Annotated in this window: 8 protein-coding genes and 1 CRISPR repeat array; of the genes, 7 read left to right on the forward strand and 1 reads right to left on the reverse strand. The window is 42.9% G+C overall.

What is annotated here, in order from left to right:
* The first annotated feature begins 7 nt into the window (after positions 1-7).
* The 5 genes from cas3f to cas6f all read left to right on the forward strand — a co-directional run bounded on the left by cas3f (position 8) and on the right by cas6f (position 7,827).
* Positions 8-3,493: a type I-F CRISPR-associated helicase Cas3f gene (gene cas3f / locus OXI21_RS04785; protein WP_279618422.1), complete on the forward strand. Its 3,486-nt coding sequence runs from the start codon at positions 8-10 to the stop codon at positions 3,491-3,493.
* Positions 3,494-3,758: 265 nt separating this feature from the next.
* Entirely contained in the window at positions 3,759-5,123 is a 1,365-nt protein-coding gene (gene csy1 / locus OXI21_RS04790; protein WP_279618423.1) for a type I-F CRISPR-associated protein Csy1, read from the forward strand.
* The gene (csy2, locus tag OXI21_RS04795) at positions 5,116-6,111 is read left to right on the forward strand and encodes a type I-F CRISPR-associated protein Csy2 (protein WP_279618424.1); all 996 of its coding nucleotides are present in this window, start codon (positions 5,116-5,118) and stop codon (positions 6,109-6,111) included. The genes csy1 and csy2 overlap by 8 nt, the downstream gene beginning before the upstream one ends.
* Before the next feature lie 69 nt (positions 6,112-6,180).
* Positions 6,181-7,146 carry a type I-F CRISPR-associated protein Csy3 gene (gene csy3, locus OXI21_RS04800; protein ID WP_279618425.1) on the forward strand — a complete coding sequence of 322 codons (966 nt, stop codon included), beginning with the start codon at positions 6,181-6,183 and terminating at the stop codon, positions 7,144-7,146.
* Positions 7,147-7,254: 108 nt separating this feature from the next.
* Complete coding sequence (cas6f, locus tag OXI21_RS04805; protein ID WP_279618426.1) at positions 7,255-7,827, forward strand: type I-F CRISPR-associated endoribonuclease Cas6/Csy4; 573 nt, start codon at positions 7,255-7,257, stop codon at positions 7,825-7,827.
* Between the two features lie 181 nt (positions 7,828-8,008).
* A CRISPR array of direct repeats spans positions 8,009-10,916; the repeat unit is 28 nt; unit sequence GTTACCCGCCGAATAGGCGGCTTAGAAA.
* A gap of 361 nt (positions 10,917-11,277) precedes the next feature.
* On the opposite strand, the gene OXI21_RS04810 is transcribed toward cas6f, so the two are convergent.
* A complete protein-coding gene (locus OXI21_RS04810; protein WP_279618427.1) occupies positions 11,278-12,906 on the reverse strand; it encodes an FMN-binding glutamate synthase family protein in 1,629 nt (542 codons plus the stop codon).
* Between the two features lie 136 nt (positions 12,907-13,042).
* Between OXI21_RS04810 and OXI21_RS04815 the strand changes: the two genes are divergently transcribed.
* Positions 13,043-13,708: a hypothetical protein gene (locus OXI21_RS04815; RefSeq protein ID WP_279618428.1), complete on the forward strand. Its 666-nt coding sequence runs from the start codon at positions 13,043-13,045 to the stop codon at positions 13,706-13,708.
* Positions 13,689-14,204 (forward strand): regulatory protein RecX, encoded by a 516-nt coding sequence (locus OXI21_RS04820; RefSeq protein ID WP_279618429.1) that lies wholly within the window; start codon positions 13,689-13,691, stop codon positions 14,202-14,204. Before OXI21_RS04815 ends, OXI21_RS04820 begins: the two co-directional genes overlap by 20 nt.
* Positions 14,205-14,228: the final 24 nt, after the last annotated feature.

Below are 14,228 nucleotides of genomic sequence, written 5' to 3' on the forward strand. Positions count from 1 at the left end.
TGATTTAATGAATATTATTTTAGTCTCCGAATGTACAAAGAAAGCGTTAATAGAAACACGGCGGATTTTAGACCAGTTTGCCGAACGCACTGGACAGCGAACCTGGCAGACGGCGATTACAATGGAGGGCGTGAAGACAATTCATTATCTTCTTCGGAAAACAGCAAGGCGAAATACAGCCGTTGCCTGTTTTTGGGTGCGTGGCAAGAATCGCACCGAATTAATGTGGACGGTGGGGAAGCGAGCTGTTTTTGATGAGAATGGGCGCGTGCCGACAAATCGAAGCGAACGCAATATAGATCCGGGCGCTGAGTTGGTATGGAAAGATGGTAGAACAATAGAAGTTGTTACAGCGATGTCTGCTCTGTTTCACGATCTAGGGAAGCTTACTGTTGGTTTTCAAAAAAAATTAAGACCCGGTGGAGAAAATGTCGATCCGTATCGTCACGAATGGATTTCGCTTCTGCTCTTTTCCTTAATAATTAGAGGGTGCGAAACGGATGAAGCTGTTTTAGAACGATTATCGACGTTCACCTTTGATCATGAATGGTATCAAGGTCTGCAAGATATCGATTTTGATCGAGCTATCATGACAACGCCTTTGACAAGATTAATTGCATGGCTCATTGTCTCGCATCATCGCCTTCCTTTTATTGAACGAAAGGCGGAATTTAGTGGCAAATATTATTCTATTAATGACTTTTTTGAAAACCTCTCAGCAGTACCAGGATGGGTCCGAAATAGTAAGGTTGAATTAACAGATGATTTTAAATTAATTATGGATGATCTTGCTGAGATTCATCCTGATATTGCCAAAGAATTTGAGGGTTGGAGTTATGCGTTACGTTATCGGGCGCAAGAAGCATTGAATCTGAAGCTCTATGATCGGGGAGAAGACTTGCTTTCACCCTTTATAACTTATTTATGTAGAACGGCCTTAATCATGGGGGATCATACTTATTCAAGTATGAGCTATGGCGATAAACTTAAATTCTATGAGGGCGGTAAAAAGCAGAAAATCCCCTTGATTGCCAATACGCATCGAAGCACAAGAGAGCCAAATCAGCCCCTTTCAAAACATCTGACATCAGTGGCTAGATATGCTGGGGATTTTGCCGGAAAGCTCTCATTTTTGCGAGCTGAATTACCGGCATTAAATGATAATCAGGTTTTAAAGCGTTCAAGAACCCCTGAGAGATTAAAGAAGTTTATATGGCAAGATAGCGCACGAGACTTAGGGAATAGTTTGAGCATGTCTGCTGAAACTAAAGGTTTTTTTGGGATCAATATGGCATCTACAGGGCATGGAAAGACGCTAGGAAATGTGAAAATCATGGCGGCGCTCAATAGCGAGCGAGCAAAGCCGAGAATTACCATTGCACTTGGGCTTCGAGTTCTGACGCTTCAAACAGGGGAGAAGCTTAAAGAAGATCTCAATCTCTCTGAAGATGAGATTGCAACGCTTGTGGGTGGCGCCGGCATTACGGCTTTGCAAAAGATGAATGATGAGGAATCTCATCAAGCGGAAAATAGCTCTTCTGAGGATTTTTTAGCGAGTATTGGTAGTGAATCGCAAGCTGAATTTATCGATGGCGATGTGTTTGGTGGATATGATACTCCACTCACTGAGGCTGATTTTGGCGTTTTGCTAAATGATAGTAAGGCACGAAAGCTTCTCTATACGCCGATTATCTCCACCACGATCGATCATCTAGTACCAGCAACGGAATCTCTTCGAGGAGGTCGACAGATTGTACCGTTATTAAGGCTCTTAACGTCAGATCTGATTTTAGATGAAGTTGATGATTTTGGCACGAAAGACCTCTATGCGGTTACGCGCTTGATCTATCTGTCAGGATTGTTGGGGAGCAGAATCATGCTCTCTTCAGCAACACTCGCACCGGATTTAGTTATCGGGCTTTTTAACGCATATCAAGCAGGTTATAGAGAGTGGCAGAAGCAACATTCATTAGCGGATGATACCGGCGTTATCTGCGCATGGTTTGACGAATTTAAGCAAGATCATGTAGTCGTTCAAAATGAATCAGCCTTTGAAAAAGCTCATCAATCCTACATTACTCATCGAGCGATGCAATTAGAAGGGATGCGAGTAACCGCCCCGCAAAGGCAAGGCGTGATTGTGCCATTTACAATGCCAGCATCGACAAATCCTTCTAAAGCAGACTATGAAGCTTTTGCACAAAGTCTATTGCCGGCAATCAAACAGATGCATGAATACCACGCTGAGCCAGTACCTGCTTCAAATAGCAAGAATGATCAGGGAAAAACGGTCAGTACCGGCATTTTGCGAATTGCACATATTAGCAATATTATTCCCCTGACAAAGGCATTCTTTGAGCTCAATATTAATCAGGATCACGCTGAATCATATGCTCTTCACATCGTTCCTTATCATGCAAGACAACTGTTGCTTTTAAGATCAGTTTTAGAAAAGCGCTTAGATCGAATCCTCAATCGTAAAAATGAAGAGGCGATTTTTAATCAGCCTGAAATTAAAAGAGCGCTCGAAAAGAGTGATGCTAAGCATCATATTTTTATGATTATTGCTTCGCCGGTGATAGAGGTCGGGCGTGATATTGATGTAAACTGGGCAATTTCAGAGCCTTCGAGTATGGGAAGCTTAATCCAATTATGTGGGCGTGTTTTACGGCATCGTGCTGATAAGATTCCAATAGCGCCTAATATTGGAGTCTTAAATAGCAGTATTAGAGCCAAGTTAACGCCGGATTTGATTGGGTATTGTAATCCAGGTTTTGAGGATGCTGATCATCGTTTAGTAAAAAACTGGGCGGATGAGCATTTTAAGTATCTGTTTAGGGCCGATGAGATCGCCATTATTGATTCTATTCCAAGAATTATAAAGGTTTCTGAAAATACCGAAACACCTGTAGGGCGATCGCGAAGAGGAAGAAGGGCGAGTACTGCCGCGCCGGTATTGAAGGTTCATTATCTATCAACGTTGGAGCATTCGGTATTGCACGATCTCTATTTTAAAGGTCGTAATGAGGGCGCTTGTTATAATGATATGAATATCTTTAGCGCTTCCGGGTCGGCATCGCATCTCTATGGCGATTTACAGATGCGAACAAGATTCCGTGAGAGTCACGGCGAAGATCGGCGCTATATCCTCTTTCCGGTAGAGGAGATAAAACGTCGGGTAATTGAGATCGCTGAATTGAAATTTGTGACTTATGCCTCGATAGAGGATTATAAAACTTGGTTCAATATGCGGGTAGAGGATACCTATGAACAGTTCGTAAGCTCTAAAGAGATGGATGTTATTCCCGTTGTGGATAATGAATATGTAAAGCCTTGGTTGGTTCCTGATGTGCGAGAAGAATTTGATAAGGTCTGTCGTTATTTTAAAAATAGATCGCCAAGAAATAATGCGATTCAATTTTTAACCGTCTCTTTGGATTCGAAATATCAGTATGACTTTAATGCGTGGCTTGGGTTTTCTCTAAGGAAATAAAGTATAATATGCAGAACCGCCGGAAAGGTGGCTGAGAAAAGTCAGATATAACTTGTAACATTATCCGCCGAATAGGCGGTACTATAGTACTGATAAAGCCAAGAGTAGTTACATACTCTTGGCTTTTTTTGTCTTTATGAAAATATTATGAATAAATGGTTGACATAAAAAATCATCACGTTATGATATTTTATGTCCAGTCAAATATAACTTATATTTTTTAATGAGTTTTAATAATTGCTATGTAAGATTGAAGGAGGTGTATATGAAAGAATTAGTCCCCTCTATCTTAGCGGAAATTATCAGACAGTATTTTGAAACTGAACTGAAAATTCCTAGAGATGAGATAGAAGATTGGTTTATCAAAAATGCCGAGAAGGCAGAAGGATTGCAGTCTGGTAGTCATGTTGCTAAGGGTATCCATTCTAGCTCAAAGGCTTCGAATGTCGTTTTTAAGCCGGATGCAGAATTAGAAGGGCAAGATCTCGGTTTAATCGGTACGCACTCTTTGAAGGATATCATCTTAGATGTATCTGGCAATGGGGCATTAATTACTTTGATGCGCGTTGTTGCTATGCCGGTTCAAGAGCGGTATCTTTATGATCTGTTAATTGAGGATCACCCAGCATTAGATGGCGTATTTTCTAAAGACCCAGAGAAATCAAAGGCGATTCAAAAAGCCTTAAAATCAGTCTATTTAACGCCGGAGAAATTGGAGTCAGATGAGCTTTTAAAACAGATTATCTGGCCATTAGATGAAAGCCGTTCTATTGGGGCTGATCACTATCGCAATCTGATTCCGCTTCATGCTTCTTCCTTTATTTATGAAGCGAACTTACGAATTCGAGAAAGATATAGTGATGAGCAGAAAAAGGCGCGTGAAGCGCGGCGAGATTGGCGCAAGATCGAATTGGGTGAGCAGGTAGTAAAGCCAGAAGTGAAGGCCGAAAAATTGGCAGGACTCACGGCTTATGCCAATTTTAAAGATTTAGCAAGAGTGAAGTTAGGGGGCGCTCACCCTCGTAATGTGGGGCTTCATACTCACAATCTGTTTGGGCGAAATCATCTTTTACCCTCATTCCCACCAAGTACCTCTTTGGGAAATGCTTTTTTCTTACATAAAGATGCGAAGACGATTTTCGATCAGCGACTTGCGTATCATTGTGAAAATGGTTTTAGAGAGCTTTCAACCGCGATGAAGCGCATTCAATACCAAGAGTCTAAGAATATTAATATGGCAATTGCCGAGCATTTTAGACTGGCGCTAGATGAGATTTTTTATAGCATCTTGCAAGTAATGTCAGCGTATCGTGCGCTTCCAGCGGGTTGGAGTGATGCCTATGAACTCAAAGCAATTGAAAAAAATTGGTTAGATCCTAATCGTGAAAAAAATGCCGGAAAAGCGCTAACACGAGAATCGATTGAGCATTTGGCAGCATCGATTAAAGATTGGGTTGTCAAAACTCAACAGAAGAATAGAGAACTTCAATCGATTCTAGAAGGAAAGGGAGAAGCCATGCTCTTTGCGGATAGAGAATATGAAAGTTGGCTTAAAATGCTTAAAGCAACGCTCTTTGATTCGTTAAGTGAGACAGCTTCGGCAGTGGATAAGGAGGATCACAATGTCTAATCTCGATTTAAATCAGCAAAGCGTGTATCAGTATTTCTTAGCGCTTGATCATATCGATGCGAAAGATGTGAATGCGATTTCAGGAAGCCTTATCTATGGTACGCCCGCACTAACAGCAACGGCTGGGTTTGTGCATAATCTTAATCGTCAAATTCAAACATTGCCGGAATCAGCATTAGGCGTAGCGGTTAATCTGAAAAAGATTCAGCTTGAAGGTTTTATGGTAATCGCTCATCAGTGCGAGCCGAAGATATATCGTGAACATTCAGGGCAGGATTATACATTTTTATTAAAAAAAGCACCTTTAACGCGATCAGGGGCAAATCCGCCGATTATTGAAGAAGGGCGACTCGATTATCTCTCCTCTTTAGTCGTTCGCTTTAAGACATCAGAGTTATTGAGTAAAGATCAACAAGAGGCACTCGGTAGAGCGATTAAAAATTTAATCCCAACTCTTCGTTTAGCTGGTGGAACCATTGCCTCGATTCGTGGCGCTTGGATTTTTAATCATAATGATTTAGTTGGCAGAGAGATTCTACAAAAAATCGGCTTTGGTTATGTGCTTTTATCGCAAGAAAAATTGTTAGAGCAACTCGTAATGGAAGGCGATGGATCTGAGGCTCTGGAGGGATCAGAAACTCAGAAAGATGGTCTTGATTATCTATTGGATACCGCAAGAATCTACTATCATCCGCCTAAAGATGAACATAGCCGCTGGACGATTCGAACACTTCAGCAGGGGCGTGGTTGGTTAGTGCCATTAATGGTGGGATATCAGGCAATTAGCGATGTAATAGCGCCAGGCGAACTTGAAAATATTAGGAATCCCGAATATGAGAGTCAATTTGTAGAGTCAATCTATTCATTAGGAAAATGGGTGCTGACATATCGTTTACTTAATGACCCAAACCAGAAACTCGAACAATTATTTTGGAATGTATCTACTTCAGATGAGCTCTATTTAGTAGAGCAAGCATTTGAAGATTAACTTAACCATTGTGTATTTAAATAACAGAATCAAGATTGAATCATTTTATAAATTTAGGAGATATTGATTATGACTAAGGTAACTTATCCAACCGTTCTCGCTTTTGAGCGTAAATTTGATTTTTCGGATGTCTATTTTGCGCAAAAGCACGCATCATCGACAGAAACGTTTCCGATCGCTTTAATTGAAAAAACAGTACTCGGAACGATTTCTCATAAGAGTGCAAAAGAGGCCGATAAAAAATCAGCAAATATTCAACGTGTTGATGTAGCACAGCTCGATAGTGATAAAGATCAGTTAGTTGCAACGCTTAACTTTAAGGTTTTACCATTTACAGGTAAGCCATGGAGCTGTAATGAACCTGCATTCCAAGATAAACTTGTGGCGCTCGTTTCGGATTATTTAGCCGATGAGAAAAATATTAAAGTATTAGCCGATCGTTATGCCTACAACATTTTAAATGCAAGATGGTTATGGCGTAATCGTATTGCTGCGAAAAGCGTGTATATTGAGATTACTAAAGATGGTGAAAATGCGCCTTTTATCACGATCGATGATGCAAAATTACTCCCTCTACAAGAATTTTCAAGTAGTAAAGAAGTAGATCTTTTAGCATCTGAGATTATTAAAGGCCTAAAAGGGGAGGTATTCACGAACCTTAAGATTGTCGCAACAGCACATATCGGTGAAGGCCATGAAGTCTATCCATCACAAGAATTCGTGCAAGAAGCGAGTTCAGCAAAAGGCGGAAAGAGCAAAGTCCTTTATACAACGAATGAGACAGCTGGCATGCACTCACAAAAGGCAGGGAATGCAATTCGTACCATTGATACTTGGTATGAAGATGCTAGCTTCCCAATTGCGATTGAACCTTTTGGGACTGTTTCAACGATGGGTGAGGCATTTAGAGCAAAAGATAACTTCTATAAATTCTTTGAAGATTGGGTTGTTAAGGATAAAGAGATTACGGCAGAACAGAAACATTATGTGATCGCGAATCTTCTTAGAGGTGGCGTATTTGGTGGAAAGTCTTAATCGCTTAAAACCTTAACGACAGAGATATCGAATGATCTATCTTTATATGAGTCGATCGATTCGATATCTTACCTCAGAATTAAATATTAAGAAGAGAAGGAGTAAGTAATGATTATTACTCATTATTTTGATCTAAAGGCGATTCCTCAAGAGGATATGACTGAAGATCTTATCATTAGCGAATTAATGGAGCGGCTCCACGTATTGTTAGTGAGTACTAATTTAAAAGGACAAATAGGGATAGGTTTTCCTAACTATAACCTCAATAAGCGCTTAGGTGGCATTATTCGGGTTTTTAGTAGTGAAATTGTTCTAACCGATTTTGAAAAAGCGGTGAGGGCTGACTCAACGATTCGGGATTATTCAATCGTGACGGATAATAAAAGGGTGCCGGAACAGGTCGATAAACATGTTGTCTTTGCGCGTTTACGTTCTAGACACCTTAGTCAAAGCCAGATTCGCCGCTATCAAAAACGCCATCCTGATAAATGGACCAAGGATGTAGCGGAGCAGGCTTTAGATAATCGTGAGCGATTATTTGGGATTCCACATTTTAAAATGAATAGTGGTAGTAACAAACAGCATTTCACTATTTGGGTTAAAAGACAGGAAAAACCAGAAACGATTGGTGAATTTGGGAGTTACGGTTTAAGTAACAAGGCGACTGTGCCAATCTTTTAAGGCCTTAAGTTTGTAAATAAAGAGATTCAGTTCTCAATTAGTAAAGCAAAACCCTATTTTTTGACAAGATTGCAAGTGATTGATTTCATGGGTTATTTAATGGTCATAGAAAAATAGGGTTTTTTACTATGAGTTCTTTAACAATTTGGATACAATGAGTCGCGCGAGCAATTCGCGTCTAGTTACCCGCCGAATAGGCGGCTTAGAAAGTTATAGATCGAGGCTCTGAAAGCTTCTGCAAGTTACCCGCCGAATAGGCGGCTTAGAAAAATCCCAACACCTAAAGCATCGTTATCAGCTTGTTACCCGCCGAATAGGCGGCTTAGAAATCAAATAACTCTAGTAAATTTTTCATTTTATTGTTACCCGCCGAATAGGCGGCTTAGAAAGAAAAGATTGATGGACTGCCGTGAACGAGTAAGTTACCCGCCGAATAGGCGGCTTAGAAACTACGCCTAAATACTCTTTTAGCTCCTGCTACGTTACCCGCCGAATAGGCGGCTTAGAAATCAAGCGTAAAAGTAACAGGGGAAGCCTTACGGTTACCCGCCGAATAGGCGGCTTAGAAATTCACCAAAAGACGGGGACGATATATGGGTATGTTACCCGCCGAATAGGCGGCTTAGAAATTTACCCTTTACATGCCAATCCTTTTACATGCGTTACCCGCCGAATAGGCGGCTTAGAAAGTTAAATTGGTATCTGTAAATTCAGTGCTAATGTTACCCGCCGAATAGGCGGCTTAGAAATACCCAAATCCATGAACCGCATAATTCGACTTGTTACCCGCCGAATAGGCGGCTTAGAAAAGGTTCAGGCAAGACATATGAAGCCGTTTTTAGTTACCCGCCGAATAGGCGGCTTAGAAATCTGTAAGTGAGAGATGGGGGGATTATGAAACGTTACCCGCCGAATAGGCGGCTTAGAAACATGATATTTATTTCACTTTCATTGATCGAAGGTTACCCGCCGAATAGGCGGCTTAGAAATTTTGGGCATTAAAAATGCCGCCATACCATTCGTTACCCGCCGAATAGGCGGCTTAGAAATTCGAGCTTAATAATGCCCTGTTGAATTTGCAGTTACCCGCCGAATAGGCGGCTTAGAAACGTCGCCTCACTTCATGCTTATTGGTTAACTCGTTACCCGCCGAATAGGCGGCTTAGAAATAACGGTCTACGCATAGTAACATCCCGTTGATGTTACCCGCCGAATAGGCGGCTTAGAAATTTCTCAATCGTTCCGTCTAACTTGACGATGAGTTACCCGCCGAATAGGCGGCTTAGAAACTCCCCATCTTTTCGTTGATAGGTATCAATGAGTTACCCGCCGAATAGGCGGCTTAGAAAATTAATCCAAGAAGCTAGAAAAGAGATTATAGGTTACCCGCCGAATAGGCGGCTTAGAAAAATCGCTTTGGTATCGTTATGTTCTTGCCAACGTTACCCGCCGAATAGGCGGCTTAGAAACACACGAACCATAGTCCGCATCACAAACTCCGGTTACCCGCCGAATAGGCGGCTTAGAAAAACATTTAACAACATTCCATTTTTAACAGTGTGTTACCCGCCGAATAGGCGGCTTAGAAAATAAAGACTGGTCGACCGAGATACGTTGCAAGGTTACCCGCCGAATAGGCGGCTTAGAAATTAATTAAAAGCGATCCGAGCATTAGCGCTATGTTACCCGCCGAATAGGCGGCTTAGAAATTTTGAGCCATTATCTCGATCAACCATCGATCGTTACCCGCCGAATAGGCGGCTTAGAAATTGCGCCCAATCTTCATAGAGTGAAATGATATGTTACCCGCCGAATAGGCGGCTTAGAAATGCAAGCCGGATGGGGTTTTTTTTGACTCCATGTTACCCGCCGAATAGGCGGCTTAGAAAAATTATCAAAGTCATCCCAATCAAAATTAACTGTTACCCGCCGAATAGGCGGCTTAGAAATAACAAATAATCTTTGCAGAAGCTTTCAGAGCGTTACCCGCCGAATAGGCGGCTTAGAAAATACTCTTCACCGCACTGGGTACATTGATACAGTTACCCGCCGAATAGGCGGCTTAGAAAAGACTCGACATTCTCAATTTTAACCGCTGAATGTTACCCGCCGAATAGGCGGCTTAGAAACGTTAAAGCTTGAAACGTAAAAAACCCCCGAAGTTACCCGCCGAATAGGCGGCTTAGAAATAAGCAGTTAATCTCAGCTTATCTAAACGGCCGTTACCCGCCGAATAGGCGGCTTAGAAACCGCCAGCCTTCCATGAAACTCTTCAGGATGGGTTACCCGCCGAATAGGCGGCTTAGAAACATGGCGATCAATCACAAAACCCATGCAATCAGTTACCCGCCGAATAGGCGGCTTAGAAAATAAAGCGGTTCTTTTTTTCGTAAAAGCAATAGTTACCCGCCGAATAGGCGGCTTAGAAAGCACTTCATTACAGCTTTGGAGCAATCCAATCGTTACCCGCCGAATAGGCGGCTTAGAAATTTAGTTATCAAGTAATCTCGATTCGGTAAGAGTTACCCGCCGAATAGGCGGCTTAGAAATTGATGGCCTGTATTAATTGACTTGATATACTGTTACCCGCCGAATAGGCGGCTTAGAAATTATCGAGCGTCATATTCAATCTCTCTGTTCTGTTACCCGCCGAATAGGCGGCTTAGAAATTGAGTCGTGCGCGAACGGAACGGCGCTGTATGTTACCCGCCGAATAGGCGGCTTAGAAATTCAGAAATGAGAACTAATACAACTTCAGACAGTTACCCGCCGAATAGGCGGCTTAGAAAACTGGACGGGTAAGCTCGAAACAGAAAAGAAGGTTACCCGCCGAATAGGCGGCTTAGAAATTCGAAACCAAACAGCTCCATAAACTCAAGCGGTTACCCGCCGAATAGGCGGCTTAGAAATTAATCGGAGTTGATTTAGAACCATCTATTTTGTTACCCGCCGAATAGGCGGCTTAGAAAAAAGGTCAAAACAGTTACCCGTTTATGGATATGTTACCCGCCGAATAGGCGGCTTAGAAAGTTGAAATTTGAACACTACCGCTAGAATTATTGTTACCCGCCGAATAGGCGGTTTATGGATGAGAAAGAGGTGCTCATAAAACACCACAATCATACTGACCAGAACAATCAAAATACTCGTCTGAACAAGATGTATCCACCCATCAACTAATCTGGTTTAATAGAGGTGGACACTATATTCAAACCAATAAGAAGCAATCAATAAAACCAAGGGAGAGAAAACGATGGATACCATTATTATTGTGTGGCGCTATCTTTATAAGAATCTAAAAATATTTGTCGTGCCGGCACTTGTGGTGCTGCTTACGATCTATCTGTTAAAGACGTTTAAATAGGCAGTTAATAATAGACACTAAAAGCCCCAACCGACGTGTTTGTCAGATTGGGGCTTTTGTCTATTTAGATGAAATTTTAGCGTTAACTACATCGCTTTGGTGTTGGGTTGGAAGCTATCGGTTTGGGCAATCTCCCAGATGTTGTTGTAGTAAACACTGTCGGCGGTGCCATCAAGGAGCGCGCCTTTTTTGATGTAGTAGTGCGTATTTGAGAAGAGTCGAACCTCATTTTCAGTGGTGCGCAGACTCAAATGTTGCGGGAGCAGATCTTGCGGATGAGAGACGCCGGCCGATGAAAGAATCTCAGAGAGTGCGTGAAGCGTATTTTTGTGGAAGTTGGCTACACGGACTTTTTTATCTTTCACCACAAGGGAATGTTGGCGAATCGGATCTTGCGTTGCAATCCCCGTTGGGCAGGTATTGGTATGGCATGAGCGCGATTGAATGCACCCAAGCGCAAACATAAATCCACGGGCAGAGTTAACCCAGTCCGCTCCCATTGCGAGAATGCGAGTGATGTCAAAGGCGGTGATAATTTTACCGCTCGCACCAATTTTAATTTGATCGCGCAGCCCCACCCCAGTTAAGACGTTATGGACAAATAAAAGCCCCTCTTGAAGCGGCATGCCGATATGGTCGGCAAATTCGATCGGCGCAGATCCCGTGCCGCCTTCTTTACCATCTACTACGATAAAGTCTGGCACAATACCGGTTTTAATCATCGCTTTTGCAATTGCCATAAACTCCCAAGGATGGCCCACGCAGAGCTTAAATCCAACGGGTTTTCCAAGGCTGAGTTCACGCAGTTGCTGGATAAATTCAAGCAGTTCAACCGGCGTACTAAAGGCGCTATGATTGGAAGGTGAGATACAGTCGCGATCTTGCGGAACACCGCGAGCTTCGGCAATTTCAGGGGTGATTTTATCTTTGGGAAGTACACCGCCATGGCCAGGTTTTGCCCCTTGGCTGATCTTAATTTCGATCATTTTTACCTGCTCAAGAGAGGCTTGTTTGGCAAATTTTTCAGGATCGAAATGCCCATCATCGGTACGGCATCCAAAATAGCCACTGCCGAGTTCCCACACAAGGTCGCCCCCATGTTTTTTGTGATAAATACTGATGCCGCCTTCGCCGGTATCGTGGAAGAAGTTACCAAGTTTCGCGCCGCCGTTTAAGGATTCCACCGCGCGAGAACTGAGCGCGCCAAAACTCATGGCTGAGATATTTAAAATCGATGCTGAGTAGGGCTGCGAGCAGGCTTTATTGCCGATGGTAATGCGGAAGGTGTTGGGATCGGGCGCCGGAACCGGCGTCATTGAATGGGTGATATGCTGATACCCCGGTTTATAAACATCTTCGAGCGTTCCAAAAGCGATGCTGGAATCGGCTTTGAGATTGCGGGCACGCGCATAGACAAGATTGCGTTCGTGGTGGGTAAAGGGTACCGCTTCGTTGTCGGCCTCGATAAAATATTGGCGAATTTCAGATCTAAAATGTTTCAGAAGATAACGCAGATTCCCGATCACCGGGTAGTTTTTTCGTACGGCATAAGTATCTTGCATCATGTCGACAACGCCAATAATCGTCAAAATTGCCGTAATTGAGACTAAAATAAGATTGGTGGTTGTAGGTTTGAGAAAGAAAATCCCATATAATGTAAAGGCGAGAACGCCGATAAAGACGAGGTAACGACCGAAACGGTGAACTAATGACATCTTAAAGATTATCCTCTTAAATTTTGAGTGGTTCGCATAAAATGGGCTATATGATAACGTAAATACGATTATTGCGTGATTAAAAATGTAAAACTACACAATAACTACATTTTACTGAATCGGGAACAAGGATACAATGAAAGAAGCTGAAAATAGCTGGGATAACGAGATCGTCCCGCGCCGAAAACTGGATGAAAAAGAGTATAAGGTGCGCGGTGGGCGAATTCGTAATGAAAAACGGGTGATTGGGCAGATCGGGCGGAAACGTGTGGAGATCCGCGAAATCGCCATTGCGGTGCGTCGCTCGTTACAGCTGTCGTATGTGGAGCCTCTGTTTCAAAATATGTTGCAACCGCCCCTTAAAGGCCAGCTCTATATCTATACGATCGGCCGGCGTTATTGGGTGATCGGTGCGCGAAAAGCGGAGTTTGCCAATGTGTTTCGTTTCTATGAAAAAGAGATTCGCGATTCCCTTGAAAAGCATCTCAATAAAGTCTCGCAAAAAACCTGGCGCGTGCCGCCCTTTAAAGTGAAAGTGATTCCGCAAAATCCCGATGATCTCCATTATCAAGAGGAGCTCGAAGCGCTCTTTGATGTCACCTCGGTGCCGATGCTCTCCAAAGCTGAAAAACGCCGGCATGAAAAAGTAAAAGTGCTCGGGAAACCTTCCGAAGCGCCCAATCCCGATATCTCGTCTAAAATTCAAGCGATCAGTGCATGGCTTCATGAAGAGAATAAGCGCTTTAAACAGACCGAACGGGAAAAGAGAGAAAAACGACTCCATGATCTACAAAACGGATAATCCTTGGGGCGATGAAGCCTCCGCTAAAAAACGCCGGAAGACGCGAGAACCGCATCCATTTACTCAATATGGGCATGCGGGAGAATCAGCAATTCCGGAGGAAGAGCGCGAGGAGTTTGAGAAATATTGGTATCAGCGCGGGCTCAATTTTTTAGTCAGACGAGAGCATAGTGCCGTTGAGATGATGGAAAAATTGACGCAGCGAGGCTGTCCGGATTGGTTGGCGGATCGGCTGATTGCGCGCTTTAAAGAGCTCAACTATTTAAGTCTTGAGCGATTTGCTTACAGTTATTCAAAAAACCGGGCCGATCTTGGTTACGGGCCGATTCGTACACGTTATGAGCTTGGTTATCACGACATTCCCGGGAATGCGATTGATGAGGCATTTGCTGAGATCGATTGGGAGAGTGCCCGAGAGGTCGCAGAACGTAAAATTAGGCAAGATGATCCGATTAAACGCCGGCAAGCGCTCTATCGGCGGGGATTTTCCGATTAACGTAGAGATGTTGATCTATAACGT

Origin of the sequence: Ignatzschineria sp. RMDPL8A (assembly GCF_029815055.1) — a bacterium.
Lineage (GTDB): Bacteria > Pseudomonadota > Gammaproteobacteria > Cardiobacteriales > Wohlfahrtiimonadaceae > CALZBJ01.